We start from the raw sequence: 16,406 nt of genomic DNA, 5'->3' as shown, positions 1-16,406 counted from the left end.
CGTAATGATCGTCTTACATAAACATGTTACAGAACGTCATTATCGGACACGGCGCATTCTAGTGGCGGTTTTTTAATTAGGCAATACACTTAAAACGCCGCATGTTAATTAAAAAGAGTTATTGTGTTATTAAGGCCATCAGATCTTTCTTATATAAGATACTGCCTTATTCCGAAGGCAGGATTTATTTCCCTATCTGACACCGATTTTATTTTTATCTACCAGGGATATTTCTGAGAAAAAAACAGGCTGAATGGATCGTAAAAAATAATTTTTTTTAAAATTTTTTTGATGTGGGTGGAGATGGAGTGGGTTTTGGGTGAGTGAGGGGCGCACTGGGCATGTCGCACAGAACGAAAAGCCTGAGAAAAGCGCTGGTCGCGTGAAGGAGATGAGGCGTTAACGCTCAGGGCTGTGTTCACGAGCAAAACCCCTCCCTGTCTCATGGGTTGCGTTCTGCGCGGACCTGGGTGATCCGCTCAGGGTGGACAGGCTGCAAGCGTTACCTTGAGGCACGGCGTTTATTTTCAGTAAACCTGTGGCTGGCAGCCATGTCTGAACACAGGACAGGCTGGTTAACTGGCTTATGATGAGGGACATGTGCCAAATTTTACGTTGGCTGGCCTGTGGATGCTCTGCTGTGCAGGTATCGGGCCATGCCTCACAAAATCTCTGCGCATCCTTCTCGCTCTAATTGTATAATAGACCGCCTATTGGTGATGAAGGTGTTAATCGATATGAAAGTAAGCGAAGTATTGAAAGCATCGACAACAGATGATCTCAGAAAATTTGGCTCCTACTTCGAGCTTAAGAACAGTTTTGAACAAGAACTGAATAATAAGCTCGAGGTTAATGGCTGGGATTCCTTCTTCATTAAAATTAAAAAACTTAAGAACATTGTCTCTTCAAACAAAGAGGCATTAGAGTCTGCCTGTAATAAAGAAGACTTTAAGCAATCAAAACAAGAAGTGTCGGACATTCTGACAATCAATGTCAAAGCCAAAAGCTGGACGGAACTGAAGCAAAAAGTTGATTCATTCATTTTCGTTTTTTGTTCAGGCGTTTTTGATCCTTACACGCATTACGAGCAAACAAAATTAAAAAAATTCAAAGGTAGCTCAAAGCTGGAAGGTATCGACATTGATATTTCAAATGAAAAACCATCGCTGGAAAGTGTCCTGAAAAAATACAGGAGGTAATGCTTATGGATAAGTATGATGCCGCTAATGACCATTACTGCTATCCGGTTAGCGCTGTATTAAAAAACAAGCTCAATATCGAAGAGACCGATGTGCTTGAAAAGGCTGAAAGAGAGATCACTGCGATAACAGTGAACGACATCGTGTTCAGCCAGCCACCCTACAACCTGGCTTATATGTGCAAGCTTCACAGACAGCTTTTTTCAGATCTCTATGAATGGGCAGGTACGCTGCGAACCGTAGATATTTCTAAAGGCGGTACACGGTTTTGTCATTGCGACAGGATCACCGCTGAGGCCAATAAATTATTCACTAAATTAAACAACGATAACTGGCTGTCGGGTCTTAATAAGGATGCTTTCTGCGATAAAGCGGCTGAATACTACTGCGAATTTAACATGATACATCCCTTTCGCGAAGGGAATGGCAGAGTCCAGCGTTTATTATTTGAGCACCTTTCTCTTGCTGCTGGTTACGACCTTGACTGGGACCATATCGCACCAGATGAATGGGTTCAGGCTAATATAGATGGTGTTTATGTGAACTACGAACCGATGTCTCAGATATTCAGGCGCATCGTTACACCTTGCCCATGACAGCTAAAACAGCATTTTTCACGAACGTAGCACACATCCTTTAATGACGCGTCTTCATGACAGGGAAATGTGGTTATGCGACAGAAAACGCCCCCTTCCCTGACACCGGCTCAAACCGCGTGTTTTAACAGCCTGCCCTGCCTCAACCGCGCTTGAAACTGCCTTGATCTACCTGGATTTTCATATGCCTGTGAGATGGCAAAGAGGGAAGCTGGATACAGGTCGAAAATCGATGAACTTCACTGAAATCAGCGAGATCTTTCTGCGTGCCCTTTCGCAGTTTTCTCTTTTCACGCTCGATGCGTTCCCGCCTCCCTGATTAAATCATCAGGTAATTTAGCGCGATACGAATGTGGGGCAACACATCCGCATCGCTGATCACAATCACTATTAAAGGAGAATAGTAATCATGACTGCCATCGATTGTATTTCAGGCCACCACGAAGCTAAAGAGACAAACTACACCCAGCGCTATGCGACCGTGGGTTATGTGACCCGCACTCCAGATTACCGCCGCATTCCGGCGATTACGCTTAAAGGCTGCTGGTTGAAAACAGCGGGTTTTCCCATTGGGGTGCAACTGGATGTGAAAGTGACCTGGGGGCGGATCATTATCAGCTTTAAGCCCAGGGACGTGATCAACGGGACGCGGGTGAGATCGATTGAGGAACTGGCGTCACTGCCTGTGCATATGAGAAAACGGGTGATGAAGGCGATTGGGTTGACTGACTGGTAAGGATTGATGGGCTTGCCCCTGCGGAGGTGGGGGCGAGTGGATTTGGGTAGCCAGATAATTGAGCGCGCCCGTCAATAACGGCTTGTGCATGTCTGGCGAATAACTTGTGCCCTGTAACGTGCCAGACTTTTTCTGGCACACCTGAAGACAGCCTCAAGGGAAACAGAACGGGTCAGTAAGTGGCCTGAAAATCGAGATGCGGCCTGAACGTTTTTCCCTGATATTCATACACAACAGAATTACTGAATGAATACACGCGACCGCTGTATTGGATACTGATGGTATCGCCCTCTACGCTTACAGCAGCCGAACTGCCTGTCGCGACCAGAAACGGAACCTGTTTCGCCAGATTCGCACTGATATCACTCTGGATTTTACCGGCTAAATAATACCGATAGCTGTCTGCAACGGTTGCTCCACCACCCGTTTCCCCCGTGACATAAAGCCATGTATGCTCGTTAAGCTGTTGGGAAGAGATGAGTTTATCTTTGGAGTGATCATTCTCACCGGAATTTAAGGCGAAGAATGCAGCCACCGTGACGAGTAATACTACTGTCAGCACACGATGCAGCCACTTAATAAACGTTTTCAATGTCATACTTACGCCTTCCCTTGTGCATTGTTTATAGTGGGATTGTCCCTGTACACGAGGCTCTGAACTCGCCTTTAATGCAAGTTTTGAAGTGTACATCCGTCACTCGCACATCCTGGCAGGAACCTAAACACCGCTGAGTGACAACCTACGCAATGTCATAAGGAAATCATAAGCGGTTGTCTCCCAAAGCTCGGGTGAGAAATCATAACCATAGCGACTTTTGAATTCCTTTTCTAAACTCGCTTTGTACTTATCAACAAAGTCGTCAATCTCCCCTACCAGTTCTTCTAACGTCGATTTCGATGCGGAATTTATAAATAATCTGGTAATACCTTCAATCGTATCCTCACCATCATTAATACTGTCAAAGTCCTGATTGAAATAACCCTGAATTAGCTGATCGAGTTGGTAAAACCGTTGCATATGGTACCTATGGGGTTGGAAAAGCAGTAAGGATATAATAGGGCTTACCATTATACTCCTGAATATCAATGACAATACGCACTGCATGCATCGTCATTAGCTGGGAACTTGCACGGGCATATCCATATTTTATCTCACGGCGTGAGAATCGTTAATCACCTTGCTTAGCACCTGCCAGCGCATATTTGATAGCATGTCGGCTTATGTGTAGAGCTGGCTCTGCTTTTATAAACATACGGGTTCACGTAAAAATCACTGTGTTATAGGATTTTAATGCCGCCTTTTTCAGTTTGAGTGGAAAACTCAGCTGTTACCAGGTGCGATTGTGATTTCGTATCGATGACGTCATAAGCAACTGAATATCGTTCACCCGGTGTAAAGGTAAATCCGAACAGAGGCAGACATTCTCCTTTAGCAACATAAACAGGTTTATCATCAAAGATTTTATGAAGCGTATCGCTTTTATCGCCGTTGATTTGAATAGCGGTAATCCGTTCTCCTGATTTCAGCGGCGACACGACACAAACCTGATTATCTTTGAGCATCGCAGTCGCTGATTCCCGCTCAGTCATCCTGTCACCCGGTCCAGGGCATCCGGTTAAAAGAAATACTGAAGCCAACAAAATTTTACCCTTCATGATTATTGTCCTTTTCCCGTGATGGTTTTCTGATCAAACTGAGATACGTAGCATATAGATTTACACAGAATACGTTCTTACCAACCCCGCTTACAGCTTTATCAAGTGCTGTTGCTGCATCTTTTTCAGACATAGTTCAGAATTTTATTATTGATGATATGCAAACTAACGAGTATCCTGAACCCAAATAAAATAAGCCATTTATAATATCATGAGGTGATAACTTTTGAAGAGAAATATCATCAAAACACTTTTATTTATTGTTTTATTTGTTTTAATCGCCTCAGTAACTTTTGAGATAACCTTCATGTTCGGAGATGCCAACTCATTTATATCTCTTTTAGGAAATCTTTCATTTTTAGGATTCCAACAGTCTTTTGATTCATTATTCATACTTCTACTAATTATATCCCTTATAATTTCATCGCTAATTTATTTCTCCCTAATAATAACAATACGCAACAAGATAAAGAAATGAAAAAGGCCATTTCAGCATTATTTAAAGATACAGCCACCTATTTAGGAATATGTTTAGCTGTTCTGTTCCTCTTCTTCTTTTACTACTTTGCTGTCCCTGATTATTGGTTTTTATGCAGCGTGTTGACAATCATAATTGCAGCTGTTTTAGAACTGATTCTCCGGTCAAGAAGAAAGAAGTAAAAGATGCATTCCTGCCCGTTCTGGCGCGATTACATTCTATCTCGCCGGATTATTCATGGACGTTCAGCAAACATCACTGGAGCGAAGCAGCGCTGGAAGGATGCATGGTTCTATTACGCCTGCCGGTTCTGGCAGAACGACGTTTTCGGACAATACAGGCACACAGCAATGCGTTTTTTGAACCGCACTGTGTGATCTCTGATGAAACTAATGCAGGCTATTGGGGAAAGAAAGAGCATGGCGGGATAGTGCTATTCGACTGGGAACGATTTGAGCTGGATAGCCCAGCGACAGATTTAGCGCCTTTGGTAAAAGGCATGGGCGGAGAAGATGACTATCTGGCGATGGCACGACGCTATTGTCCGTTTACTGGCAGATTCGATGCTGATGTACTGGCGAAAGAAATTGCGATTGCCAATGCGTGGATTGTGGTGGCTGGCATCATCAACATAAGACAAACACCATCAGCGGACTTTAAAAATATTTTACTTATAGTCAAACTGTGAACTTATCGATTAAGGTCAGCACGCCGCCAAGAGAAATGAGGAACACAAAAAATCCAAAACTCAACGCAAACAGATAAAAGAAAGGAACCATCCATCGCACCAATTCGGAATTACTCTCATTGATAAAATGGTATGCATCGCTGTTTTTATCCAAGAAAAAAACACTTTTATTTTTCTTAATTCTGATGAAAAAATATGACATCGTGGCTGCACCAAAGAAACCAATCATACTGCTGTAAAGGTACGGTGAAGGAAGTTTATGTTTTTTCTGAAAAAGGCTAATAAGCTCATAATATTTTTTTCTGTTTATCACGTACAGAAGGAATGAAAGGACTAAGGCTGTACTGGCAAACAGGATAATTAGAACAACAAAAATTTTCATGTATTAAAGGCCAATATGTTTATATAAAGCATCCATTCCCTGGTCAGCTGCGTAACCACCAGCCATACCACCAGCAACAGAACCAACCGCCGCGCAAGCCACACCACCAACACCTGCTGTTGCAATGCCAATAGCCGCACATACACCCAGACCTGCAAATGTACCCAAGGCCCCCCCGCCATAGCCAACGGCTGTTGTGGCAGCAAACTTTCCATATTCTTTAAAAGCAGATCTTTCGCACTCGTTCTCTCGACCCGTCGTGCAGCTTTTGACCACTTCATTGGTGCTGTTCGCAAAAGAAAAACCAATACCAATATAACCACCGCTTTTAAGAAAACGTGCAGCTTTGGCGGCACTCCCTACAAATGTGGAATACCCCGGTATTGCACCAATACCAACTGTAGACCACTCGTGAACTATCGAACGGCTGGAGAGGTTTAACGCTCTACGAATATCTTCGTAAGGTTTGAACTTAACAGAATAGCGAATTAGAGACTTTAATAATGGCTTATTAACCAGTTCTTTTAGTTGATTAAACAGTTGATTACGCTCTGCAAAAAACTGCTGACTAATCAGTGTTCCTTGAGCCCGAAATTGATTTTGATAGCTTGCCTCGATCTTTTTGAGTATCTGCTCAATTGAAGCGAAATACTTTTCCCCAACGTCACTGGTTATGCCGAAGATTTTGTCACCTGCGCTTGTAATGCCTGCAATAAGTCCATAATACTTGTGCAGATATTCAGCTTCATCAGTCCTGGCACCGATCAAAGCTTCATTAGTTTTTGACTTAGCCTGTCTCAATGCAGCCAGAGCGTTAAGTGTTAAAGGTGCCGGTGTATCAGGGTCTGCAACAATCAAAATTTGGCCCGGCTTTAGCCAAGGCGTGTCAGCGTTTATCTGCATAAACATCTGAGCGGCTGGGGAACGGACGTTATTGAAAAGTGATCGGGCCTGAAAATCCAGTGAACCCGGCTGATCTACTACACAATATCCAGGGGCAATATTACGTGCCATGTCCATATCCTCCATTCGCTAAGACCGATAAAACTGTATGATAAAACTTGAACAGCATCAATTCATAGAGTGATGTTGTCATCTACCAAATGACAAAGGGTGACTCAAATTTTATTCCAGCAAGCGTTGCTCCAGATTGGAATAAATGATCATAATTTCATCTTTTAAAGCATCACCAACATACACCATAGATGTGTCGTAGCGCTTGAAGTTCTTATCACGAGATGCACTGAACCAGTTGAATGAACCGACACACAATAGCCCTTCATCACCAATGACCACTTTACTGTGTATGCGGTCAACAAGCTTGGTGGTTATGCCGATTGATTCTAGCTTTTCCAGCGCTTCATCAAGGCGCTGCCGTTTTTCTATCCGCTGATCATAACTCGAAGCCTGAGTGTTAAAACTCTTATCTGTCACTACAGTAATATCAATCCCGCGAGAAAGAGCACGTTTCATTGATGCCAGAAATCCGGTTTCTTCCAGCTTATGCCAGATCAACCATGGAGAGACAATCGTGATGCTCTTCCCGATTGAGTCAAACGTCTGGTTGAGAAAGGCATCATGCTCTTCTGCCCCGTGTAGGGTAGATATCTGTGTTTGAGCAGTGCTTAAGTCTGGGCGTTTTTTGAACTCAAATTGCAGCGCATTATTTGCGGAAGCAAACAGGTATTTCGCCAGTAATCCTCTGGGCGAAGAACCCGGCTGGATCTCGAAGAGGTCCATATCCCCGAAGACGAGGAAACTGTCCTTAGCACGTGAAACGGCTACATTCAGCATGCTGCTTTCCTTATCGATAAATCCGCCATCTTCGTGCTTGGAATACACCGGTGAAAAAAGCACGATGGGTCGCTCTGCCCCTTGCAAGGCGTGTACAGTTCCAACCGTCAGGGAGTTTTCATCACCGCTACAATTAATATCCAGGTCACGTAATGATGACTTTATGGCATTAACCTGTGCAGAAAATGGTGTAACTATGCCCACCACTTTATGTAACGGTTGTCCGTAATGCGACTCGATATCCTCTTTATGAGCCGCAAGCCAAGCCGCTATCGTTTCAGCCTCAAAGGCGTTGTAGCGGCTTCCGCCGTTTGCCTTAACACCTTTGCCGTCAATGTGGAGATAACCCATCGCAGGAAAAATTGTCTCTTTTTCCTCGCCTCGTTTTGGCTGCAACTTACCGTGATAACAAAGAGCATTACAGTAGCCAATAATATTGTCGAAGCAACGGCGATGCTCATACAGATACATTCCGCGGGCAAAGTCAGGATCGTACTTATAGCGTGAGTTAAACTGAGCCACTTTCATAACACTGCCTGATGCAGCACTTTTTCCTGACTCACCCATTAAGATATAAGCTTCAGTAAGCTCCTCTTGCGTACTGCCGTGAAGGATATTCTCCTCCATCATATTGCCTATATCGATGCTCGGCAGGCTATTCCAGATAGGCGCGATTTGTTCTGTATCACCAATAACCAAGGCTTTCTTCGCCAGCGCGAAAGACGCTGCAGCAACTTCAGGGAGGACCTGCCCCGCTTCATCGACAATTAGTAAATCGGCGAAGTTATATAAATAGCCATCATCAAACTTCTTGCCGCCAACATGTTCCCTGATGAGCATATGCTTAGGAAGCATAAAGCACGTCATCACGACACAAGGGGTGAGTTTCATTCTACGCAACCAGCGGGCTTTAATTGCCTTAGCCCCTTTGAGACCTTTTTCTTTTTGAAGATTATCAATCCCAGCCATATCCACCAGCCAGCGGCCTTCCCAGTAATGGGTTGCCAGCAAAAACGCAGGGAAACGGATTCCTGTATCTGCAAGCTCATCCGCTCTGGATAAGGTCAATTCATCTTCATCTGTTTGCCCTAATGAATATGTCAGCTCGCGCCAGCGCTGAGATGCTTCGTTTTCGCGTCGGGAGACGTCCAGAGCTAATTCGATTTCCTGTTGGAAACCCGCCTGTTCTTTTGACGCGTGTGAAATTAATCCCTCAATAAATGCGTCAACATCTTCAGGTAGTGTTCCCTGAAATGCCTTCATTTTTGCGCCAAAAGTCTCATCCAAAAAGAAGTTCATTTGATAGCGGCGCTTAGTACGAACGACGGGTAGCCAGGAAAAAAGCGCATATACCACAGACTCATTCGCACGATATTGCTGCCACTGCTTTTTACCCTGGTTCAAAAGCGCGATTTCACTTGTGCTGTTAAGCAGTAACGCATTTTTATCTTGAATATACTGGTCGAGATCTTCGCTGATGGCGCAACGTTCGCGGCGAATCGCATTCAGCCTGTTCCATGCGGGCTTGATTTGCTTAAGCTGAACAGACATCTCAGCTATACGCTTATGTAAAAGTTCTACAACCAGTTCTGGCGAGCTGCAATCTTCGTTCGGAAACGCTGCCTTTGCCTTCTCCAGATAGAAAACTCTTGCGTCTTCAACATATTCGAGGGATTCAATACGATTGAAAAAATCTTCCGTCTGGTATTTTTTTACTGCATCGGCTTTTTGCGTTGAAGATGGATAAAACGCACCAAAACTGGCCACATCGGGCAACCAACGTCCTGCCATTGCACCGGAGCCAGAACCAAAATCTTTACCGAACGCTTCAATGATGTTGGTTACAGCCTGGTTATTGGTTGACGTAGCAATCACTACAGGCGGTTCACTCTTATTGAGCGCGGCCCTGGCCCATTCGGTAGCAATAATGGAAAGCACCAGCGTAGTCTTACCGGTTCCCGGAGGGCCATTCACAGCGAGCATATCGCCTGGTTGCTGAGTCAGATAATGGCTAAGAGCATCACGTTGTGCCACAGCCAGCGGAAATGTATCGCCGGAATGCCCAAGACGTTCACAGAACATAGCGTTGTCAGGCAGAAGTGATTCTAAGGGGGGCATTTCATGAGAGGCAAAGCGCGATAATAACGGCACTTCTTTTTTGCTCATCAACAGATGATCATACATAGGCAGAAGATGCTTTGTAGCCCCACCTGGCTTGTTTGCTTTGATTACATAGCCATATTCAGCCAGTTCATATTGCTCGTGGGATTCAATCCATTCTTTAGCGACGTTTTGAAGAAGATCTTCTGACTCTTTACGATATTTTTTCCAAAAGTTCTTGTATCGTTCATATCGCTTTTCACGCTGCTCATCCGTTTCCGCGTGGTGCTCATGCTCATCATCCACACCAAAGGTGGTTGAGTCATGTGCCGTTCTGTATTTGTCATATTGCGCCATTTCACCGATTGAAAATGTACCTTTGGGAAGTGGCTCAAGCAGGTCACGCGGAATGGTCGTCGGCGCGTTGGGAAACAAAAAACCTTCGCGGTTCAGGAGAGCAGAAGTGACCATTGGCGTAATAAACTCTGGTGCGCCTGCAGTCCTTTCTTTGCCATGCTTTAACAAGCGGATAAATACTTGAGGACGTAAAAGCACTTCGACGGTTTTAACGTCGTCACCTTCATCCTCAAAAAACGCGCGGACTGTCTCATCCTTTAGCCTTCCTGAGTTAATGTCCGTCCATTTTGTGAATGAACCTACATCTTTACTCGCAAACGTCCCTTTACCCGACTCTGCATCAGCCAATGAGTTACGCCAGTATGAAGTGAATCCTTTAGTGTTACTGTCCATCCCACATCCCGCAACTTAAGTCAAATTATTGATTTGGTAGATATAAACGCACCTTATGATTAAGCATTTTCCACGATGCGAGCGCGAGTGCAATGATTTGTTGGTGTTATCCACACATAAAAATTATTTATCCAAAAAGAACCTGTAAGCCTTACTTAACTAACCAGAGCATGGTGTATACTGTGACTTGGACGAAAAGTCGTTTTCATTTTTTCTCTTTTCTTTATAAATTTTGATATGCGATGAGCACCGAATACCGAATGTAAGACGTATAATTCTTTTGTTAAAAGGAGCCTGTATTTATTGCTTCAGTACTCAAGACCAGTAGAAAAATTAAAACTTAACTCACCAGAATGATGTCATTTTTATATTTTTCTCTTCAATATTTTCAGCTTAAAAATGTTTGGCATTGCTCTTCTTTTTTTTGAATTTTCGCTAATAGAAATTAAGCCCCCCAGTTACTCAGCCTAGGATTTTAACGGGCTGCTCTGAATTACACAGGATATAAAAATCATAGTAAGCGCTGATTTTTAAAAAATTGAAAGCCTTAAAATATGAATAGTGCTTAAGCCGGACTCGCATATGACATTCAAGCTAATGATCTAAAATAGTTAATAAAAAACTTTCATTTTATACCAACACAGATACCAATACGAAAACTCATTGTTCTTAGGCATAGACCCCAGGCAAACATGACTGAGTTGTATTAGCTTAGAGTTGACCTGACAGAGCTATGGCACAGATCTAAACCTAATCTGACAGGCAGCTCCGTGCCAAATGCGGACATTTGCAAACAGCTAAAGAAATTTCTACCTATACTACATTGATACTGATTAGGTCATTGATAATATCAATCTTGGTCGTGCATCTTTAATTGTGTTCCCCATCCTCCATGAGGATATCCGTCAGCGGAAATATGATATCAAATACCTGTTCGATAATGAGCCAGTCGGCACGCGCGTACAATTTAGTGAGACCATCCTCTGGGCGGATTATGAAAGCCAGACTTTCCCTGACTCAGTGATTAACCAGCATATTCATAGAGTTATCCGGTTTCCATGCTAAGAAGTTATCTTCTCTAGAGAAATGATGTCAAACGCACCATTACGAATCAGTGGAGAAGTTTCACGAATATTAGCACATCTCTTATTATCCCTCGTTTTGAATTTAGATGTCAGCTCCGTGCCAGGAGCTGATGTTACTAATACCAATTTGTGTTAAATCATGGTAAGCAGGCCAACACCTCAATCCACGATACGAATCATATACACATAGAAAATTTTGAATACTTTTTTTGTCCCAGGATCTCGCTCAACATGCAACATGATCGCCATCATTCTTTTAGTTGATTCACCTGAGCTTTCAATGCCTCTTGTAAATATATTTGCTGTATCAACGACAGTCTTCATGTAATCACATCCTTTAATATCCAGAACTGACTCAATGCCGTCGCGACATTTTATTTTCAACTCAGTCCCCAAAAGGGAGATAAATTCAAAAAATGCAACATCTAGACCCTTACGATCAATAGGAAGCTCATCTTCAAGCTCCTGTAATCTATTTAATGCAGACACCGGGCTATTGATGCACTCCTGAAGCATTTCACTCCTGATCACATATGACGATTCCGCATCCAGATTTTGTAAATGCTCTCGTAATTTTCTGACAGCAACATCGGCGGGAGATTCGCCGTCCAAATGATGCGCCAGCATCGATACTGCAAGGAAATGGCAGCCGGTGTCATCATCTCCCCAATAATAGTCACCCTGATTTTCAAACAGGTCACGTCTTGGTTCAAGCAAACGCCGAGATCCTCCTGCCATATCTTGTATAATTACAACACGCACATTATCAAATATTTTCATTATGTATTCAAAATCGGGCTTATCCTGAAAATGCATGGTAGGTTTCGCATAGGCAGTAAGTTTATTTTTGATGAATTTTTTATTAGCGTCCCCCTCCGTCTGAAACATACCCAGCTCAATTTTGTCAAGAATAAATTTTTGTTTTTTATTTTTGTAAGCTTCGTATTGACGATTTGATGTCAAAGCAAACCAGTAAAACTTCTCACAGGGTGATAAATTGAACTCTTTGACAATATCTTCAGCTGAGAAGAAATAATGAAGCGTCTCCTCTTCTTCGTCATGAGAATGCAACATACAGAAAAAATCTTTACGAGGGATTCCATCATCAAGAACATAAGACTTCTGGACATCAACACGATTTGAGTTTTCAAAGTACTTCGACTGGATAATGCCAAAAATATCGATGCTATGGGCGCGTTGCCGCAGTGCCTCCAAGCTATCTGAACGACGCTGCACAAGAAAATCAGCACCATCGACATCTACAGATCGCTTCATAACCCAGAATCTCGACAATAGAATGGACTGCGTGATGGCTTCACCTTTTGCTCCGTTTTCTTCCCGTTTTGCTAAATCTGACATGATGCGCACCTGTATCATAAATGGTCGAATGGTTGTCCTGAGGGAAAATTCTTTAAGTAGGTTAAAATCGTTCTGAATACATTACGTGTATGATCTCCTCTAAAGTTAAGCATCCCTTGAAAAACTAGTGTTCTTACAGAAATCGGCTTTATTTTTTCGGGCAATATCTAAACGTACTGCTTTAATCAAAGATAAAGCAAGTGACCAACTCCGCGTAATCAATGTCATCATGCATCTTGTTGAGTATTCGAATTAAACTGAAGCATTTATCTTGGGGCGGCTGTGTCCACACCTCGCTCAAAGTAGACTATCATCAGCAATGATACCTAAAGCTTGCAATGTAAGAGGGTATCTTTCCCCATAAGGCGTCGCCCGCCAAGGGGGAGCCGGGTAACAGCGGAGCCCGCGACATACTTATTTAGCCGTTAGTAAGTTACCTGCCGGAAGAGAACGATGCTTATATCGAATCGTGTTAATTTATGGGCAACAGCCTAGTAGAATGCTGGCGTATAACGTGAAGTCACAGCAAAGAGTTAACAGACTCAGCTGATTATTAAGGAGAGGAATTGAAGCTTTTTGATTATCTGAAGATGGAGTTTCCTGATCTGACACCTGAAGCCACCAAAGTCCACCTTGCGCAAATGAATGATTATAAAGAAGATCCGTTGGTTAAATTCCTTGGAGGCACTTTCGACGACTGGCAGTGCTGGCAGAAGCGGTTGGAGTTTAGCCGTAGATATATCGTTTCACTGATCAGGATCCCGGGGACTGAAACTTGGCTATTTGCGGGAGCATTTCAGCAGACAGGCAATTCGGGAAAGAAAGCCTATCCTGATCGTGAGGAACTGTATTATCAGTACCACCTTCAGAAAATTCCTGAGACTGAAGAATACGCAGGAAGGATGTATATCAGCTTTAAAAATGCAGCCCGTAACTTCATTCGCCTCGGTGAAAGTATTCAGAGTGAACTGGTTATTAACTCCATCACCCCGGTACGTCTGACCTTCGGCGAGTTTCCAGGCTACCGCAACGTCGTGCTGGACAGGAACAGCATCGGTGCGATCCTCAGACTTAATCTGCAATCTTGGCGCACCGCACTGTCCGTGGTTAAAGGCATCTATGTATTAACCGATCGGGATGGCGGAAAACTCTACGTTGGAAAAGCCGATGGAATCGCGGGGATATGGGGCCGATGGGAATATTATTTTGGTTCCGGGCATGGCGGCAATGTAGGGCTTAAGGAAGCTTTTGGCACAGGCGATGAAAACCGACTGCAGAATATCACTTTCGCGATCCTCGAAGTCATGGATATTAACGCCGAAAAATGTGAAATTGACCGCCGTGAAACTCACTGGAAAAAAATACTGCTCTCGCGGGAGTTTGGCCATAACCGAAACTAATAAAGTATATAAAAGCACGCAGAACTGAATCGCCACGGGTTTAACAGACACCTCAGAGTCATTTAAGATGACTTAAAGAGAGGTGCCCATGAGCGGTAAGCGTTATCCTGAAGAGTTTAAAATTGAAGTAGTCAAACAGGTTGTTGATCGTGGTCATTCTGTTTCCAGCGTTGCAACACGTCTCGATATCACCACCCACAGCCTTTACGCCTGGATAAAGAAGTACGGTCCGGACTCATCCACTAATAAAGAACCGTCAGATGCTCAGGCCGAGATCCGCCGTCTCCAGAGAGAGCTGAAGCGGGTTACCGACGAGCAGGACATATTAAAAAAAGCCGCGGCGTACTTCGCAAAGCTGTCCGACTGAGGTACGCCTTTATTCGCGACAACAGCTGTTGCTGGCCTGTTCGTTTGCTCTGTCGGGTTCTGGATGTCCATCCGGGTGGATTTTATTTCTGGCTTCAGCAGCCATATTCACAGCGTCCCCAGGCAGACCAGATGCTGACCGGGCAGATCAAACAGTTCTGGCTTGAGTCTGGCTGCGTCTATGGTTATCGCAAGATCTATCTCGATCTGCGTGATACCGGGCAGCAGTGCGGAGTGAACTTGGTCTGGTGACTGATGAAGCGTGCCGGAATAAAAAGCTCAGGATGGGTACCGTGGCCCACGGGCACGTAAAGGCGAAGCCAGCATCGTTGCACCCAACAGGCTCCAGCGGCAATTCAATCCGGACTCGCCGGATGTGAGTTGGGTAACGGACATAACTTACATCAGGACCCACGAAGGCTGGCTGTATCTTGCCGTGGTTGTTGATCTGTTCTCACGCAAAATTATCGGCTGGTCCATGCAATCCCGGATGACAAACGACATTGTCCTGAACGCACTGCTGATGGCTGTATGGCGGCGTAATCCCCAAAAACAGGTGCTGGTTCATTCGGAACAGCGTAGTCAGTACACAAGCCATGAGTGGCAATCGTTCCTGAAATCACACAACCTGGAGGGCAGCATGAGCCGTCGCGGTAACTGCCACGATAATGCGGTTGCAGAAAGCTTTTTCCAGTTGCTGAAACGCGAACGGATAAAGAAAAAGATCTACGGAACACGGGAAGAAGCCCGCAGTGATATTTTTGATTACATCGAATGTTTTATAACAGTAAGCGTCGGCATGGCTCGAGCGAGCAGATGCCACCGGCTGAATACGAAAACCTATATTATCAACGGCTCAGAAGTGTCTAGATTATCCGTGGCGATTCAGTCATCATGAATTCGTTTCTAATAAGAGTGTTGACTCCCCCCATAGACAACAAACTCCTCCCAAAGCTTACTTTGAGTATGGAGAAGTTATACCGAATAAGAATCCAACATCCAAAATAACGTATTGATTTTATGAAATATTTCATATCATCAACTCTTATCTAAAACATTTTTTAAACAATATCAGTAACTTAGTATCGTCATCATGGGTATATAACTCCATATCAGCACCACTGCTGATTATCACCTAGTTAAACTAATTTTATTCTAGCGGTGTCTATATTATTCTATTGACCAAAATTTTTTTTGCGTTACAATTTTTTAAAATCCTCCTATTATGCATAACAAAATAGCTAAAATTAAAACTCAATTCAGTTACGATGCTTTTCATTGATTTTTCATGGAGTTTATAAGTTAAAAATATAATTTCAAAACCTACAAGAAGAGAACACCTAAATGAAAGAAGAAAAAAATTGGGCATTTGATCATGCTTGGAAGTACTTTGAACTGCATTCACAGCAAAGAATGACTGTTTTCAATTTTTATGTTGCTGCAATAGGTCTTTTAGCTGCAGGAAGTGGAATCTGTTTACAACAAGGTGGGAAATTTATTTATCTAATTCCATTAATAGGGTTAGGAATAATTTTTATAACTTTTATATTTTATAAATTAGACTATAGAGTTTCAAGTTTAATAAAAAAATCTGAATCAGCCTTAAAGTTACTAGAAAAAGAATTATTAGATCCAGCCTTAAAAATATTCACAAATGAATATAATGAAAATTATATTAGCAAAGACACTCTTTCTATATGGACCTATGGTAAATGTTTTAGAGTTACATTTTATGTATTAGCAAACGTTGGACTATTGCTCATTACAACTCCTCTAGTCATTTATCTGTTTGAATAAAAGCAATTATTTTATCATAA

At 43.2% G+C, this 16,406-nt stretch carries 13 protein-coding genes and 1 pseudogene; 7 read left to right on the top strand and 7 right to left on the bottom strand.

The features are described from left to right. Window positions 1-737 precede the first annotated feature (737 nt). The 3 genes from NR177_RS01945 to NR177_RS01935 all read left to right on the top strand — a co-directional run bounded on the left by NR177_RS01945 (window position 738) and on the right by NR177_RS01935 (window position 2,531). The gene (locus NR177_RS01945; protein WP_256852185.1) at window positions 738-1,199 is read left to right on the top strand and encodes a YhfG family protein; all 462 of its coding nucleotides are present in this window, start codon (window positions 738-740) and stop codon (window positions 1,197-1,199) included. Between the two features lie 5 nt (window positions 1,200-1,204). Next, window positions 1,205-1,795 carry a putative adenosine monophosphate-protein transferase Fic gene (locus NR177_RS01940; RefSeq protein WP_256852184.1) on the top strand — a complete coding sequence of 197 codons (591 nt, stop codon included), beginning with the start codon at window positions 1,205-1,207 and terminating at the stop codon, window positions 1,793-1,795. Window positions 1,796-2,204: 409 nt separating this feature from the next. After that, the gene (locus tag NR177_RS01935) at window positions 2,205-2,531 is read left to right on the top strand and encodes a SymE family type I addiction module toxin (protein ID WP_063878236.1); all 327 of its coding nucleotides are present in this window, start codon (window positions 2,205-2,207) and stop codon (window positions 2,529-2,531) included. A gap of 172 nt (window positions 2,532-2,703) precedes the next feature. Here NR177_RS01935 and NR177_RS01930 read toward each other — a convergent pair whose 3' ends face one another. From NR177_RS01930 to NR177_RS01920, 4 genes are all read right to left on the bottom strand, one after another. Continuing rightward, window positions 2,704-3,129 (bottom strand): hypothetical protein, encoded by a 426-nt coding sequence (locus NR177_RS01930; protein ID WP_256852183.1) that lies wholly within the window; start codon window positions 3,127-3,129, stop codon window positions 2,704-2,706. Window positions 3,130-3,249: 120 nt separating this feature from the next. Further along, window positions 3,250-3,549, bottom strand: a complete 300-nt coding sequence (locus NR177_RS01925) for a contact-dependent growth inhibition system immunity protein (protein WP_372340322.1) — start codon at window positions 3,547-3,549, stop codon at window positions 3,250-3,252. A gap of 7 nt (window positions 3,550-3,556) precedes the next feature. Beyond that, window positions 3,557-3,640: a hypothetical protein gene (locus NR177_RS23935; protein ID WP_372340327.1), complete on the bottom strand. Its 84-nt coding sequence runs from the start codon at window positions 3,638-3,640 to the stop codon at window positions 3,557-3,559. A 169-nt stretch (window positions 3,641-3,809) separates the two neighbouring features. Next, window positions 3,810-4,187, bottom strand: coding sequence for a putative T6SS immunity periplasmic lipoprotein (locus tag NR177_RS01920; protein WP_256852181.1), 378 nt, complete (start codon window positions 4,185-4,187; stop codon window positions 3,810-3,812). Between the two features lie 590 nt (window positions 4,188-4,777). Between NR177_RS01920 and NR177_RS01915 the strand changes: the two genes are divergently transcribed. Continuing rightward, window positions 4,778-5,353, top strand: a complete 576-nt coding sequence (locus NR177_RS01915; protein ID WP_256852180.1) for a hypothetical protein — start codon at window positions 4,778-4,780, stop codon at window positions 5,351-5,353. 385 nt (window positions 5,354-5,738) lie between these two features. Here the strand turns inward: NR177_RS01915 and NR177_RS01910 are convergent, their stop codons facing one another. The 3 genes from NR177_RS01910 to NR177_RS01900 all read right to left on the bottom strand — a co-directional run bounded on the left by NR177_RS01910 (window position 5,739) and on the right by NR177_RS01900 (window position 12,823). Next, a complete protein-coding gene (locus NR177_RS01910; protein ID WP_256852179.1) occupies window positions 5,739-6,749 on the bottom strand; it encodes a hypothetical protein in 1,011 nt (336 codons plus the stop codon). 111 nt (window positions 6,750-6,860) lie between these two features. Continuing rightward, the gene (locus NR177_RS01905; protein WP_256852178.1) at window positions 6,861-10,379 is read right to left on the bottom strand and encodes an AAA domain-containing protein; all 3,519 of its coding nucleotides are present in this window, start codon (window positions 10,377-10,379) and stop codon (window positions 6,861-6,863) included. 1,244 nt (window positions 10,380-11,623) lie between these two features. Further along, complete coding sequence (locus NR177_RS01900) at window positions 11,624-12,823, bottom strand: hypothetical protein (protein WP_256852177.1); 1,200 nt, start codon at window positions 12,821-12,823, stop codon at window positions 11,624-11,626. 566 nt (window positions 12,824-13,389) lie between these two features. Between NR177_RS01900 and NR177_RS01895 the strand changes: the two genes are divergently transcribed. The 3 genes and pseudogenes from NR177_RS01895 (at window position 13,390) to NR177_RS01885 (ending at window position 16,386) form a co-directional block, all read left to right on the top strand. After that, the gene (locus NR177_RS01895) at window positions 13,390-14,223 is read left to right on the top strand and encodes a GIY-YIG nuclease family protein (RefSeq protein WP_256852176.1); all 834 of its coding nucleotides are present in this window, start codon (window positions 13,390-13,392) and stop codon (window positions 14,221-14,223) included. A gap of 88 nt (window positions 14,224-14,311) precedes the next feature. Continuing rightward, window positions 14,312-15,459 (top strand): annotated as a pseudogene (locus tag NR177_RS01890) (IS3 family transposase). Window positions 15,460-15,933: 474 nt separating this feature from the next. Beyond that, window positions 15,934-16,386, top strand: a complete 453-nt coding sequence (locus NR177_RS01885; RefSeq protein WP_256852175.1) for a hypothetical protein — start codon at window positions 15,934-15,936, stop codon at window positions 16,384-16,386. Window positions 16,387-16,406 lie beyond the last annotated feature (20 nt).

It is taken from the genome of Pantoea sp. Fr+CA_20 (assembly GCF_024520835.1).
Lineage (GTDB): Bacteria > Pseudomonadota > Gammaproteobacteria > Enterobacterales > Enterobacteriaceae > Pantoea > Pantoea allii.
This window is presented reverse-complemented; position numbering and strand designations above follow the sequence as displayed.